1 pseudogene is annotated in these 1,160 nt (G+C 71.1%); it reads right to left on the reverse strand.

Annotated features, from left to right (window positions below):
- Window positions 1-1,160: pseudogene (locus VXC91_RS45880) on the reverse strand (IS1380 family transposase); the annotation flags it as partial.

Raw genomic sequence — 1,160 nt, forward strand, 5'->3', positions numbered from 1 at the left:
CTTCAGCCACGCTTGGTTGACCTGGAAGTGTCGGGAGGGGAAGCGGCCGAAGCCGGTGGTCTTGCCGCAGCGGATGCGGTCCTCGACGCGGGCGTGGGCGCGGTGGCGGACTTCCAGGTGCTGCAATGAGCCTTCGCCGTAGGCGGTGTCGGTGAGGAAGACCTGGTGGCGCATGCCCTCGTCGAGATCGAACAGGGACAGCTGGGCGCCGGGATGCGGGCGCTCGCGGCGGACGATGATCCGAGTGTCCTCGGGCAGGCCCGGTAGGTCGACCAGGCCGGTGAGCTCGGCGACGTGGGCGCCTTGTCGCAGGGTGCCGTCCTGTTCGAGGGCGGGGTGCCAGACCTGGTCGGGCAGTTGGTGTATCGCTCGGCGGACCGGTTCGGTGATGGACCATCCGACGGAGAAGGAGGTGTGGATCCCGCGCGAGCGGAGGCCGCGTATGTGGGCCAGGAACGCTTTGGTGGATCCGGCGCTGTCCGCACGGATGAGGATGCTGGTGCCGTGGCGGTGGATATCGGGGAGCTGGGCGAGCGCGGCGTCGAGCACGGTGATGTGGTCCTCGGCGGTGTTGGGCGCGGCGTTGCCGGGCCGCAGCAGGCCGGCCAGGGCCTCGCCGGTGTTGTCGAGGAAGCACAGCAGCGGGTGGTAGCCGAAGCCGTGTTTGTAGGTCGGCGCTGCGTTCTCCTTCTCGGAGTGGCAGGTGACCAGGGTGGCGTCGATGTCCGGAACCAGGCCGGGCAGTTCGCGTCCGCCTGCACGGGAGGCCGGTATTGCCTCCCGCTTCTCGCCGGCTTGCAGCCAGGCGACCTCGCGGGCGGTGGCACGGGCCGCGCACAGAGCGCCGAGTGCGGCCGGATCGATGCCCGCCAGCAGTCGCCACGCGGTGGGATTGGACGCGACCGGGCCGAAGACCTCGGCCTGATCGCGCAGCAGGGCCAGGTCGGCGATCGCCTCGCCGCCGTCGGCCGGCATCACTGCCAAGTCCACGGCGATCCGGCCGGGGGGTGACCGGTGCCGCGCGGCCGTAGTTGGCGCAGCGCGGCGGTGAAGGCCGTGGTCAGGCCGGTGGCATCGGCGAGATCGGCCAGCAGCCGGGACCCGGCATGACTGACCACCCCGTGGCCGTCGGCTGATACGACGAGCTTGGGACGCGACTC

This window comes from Streptomyces chiangmaiensis (assembly GCF_036281785.1).
GTDB classification, from domain to species: Bacteria; Actinomycetota; Actinomycetes; order Streptomycetales; family Streptomycetaceae; genus Streptomyces; species Streptomyces chiangmaiensis.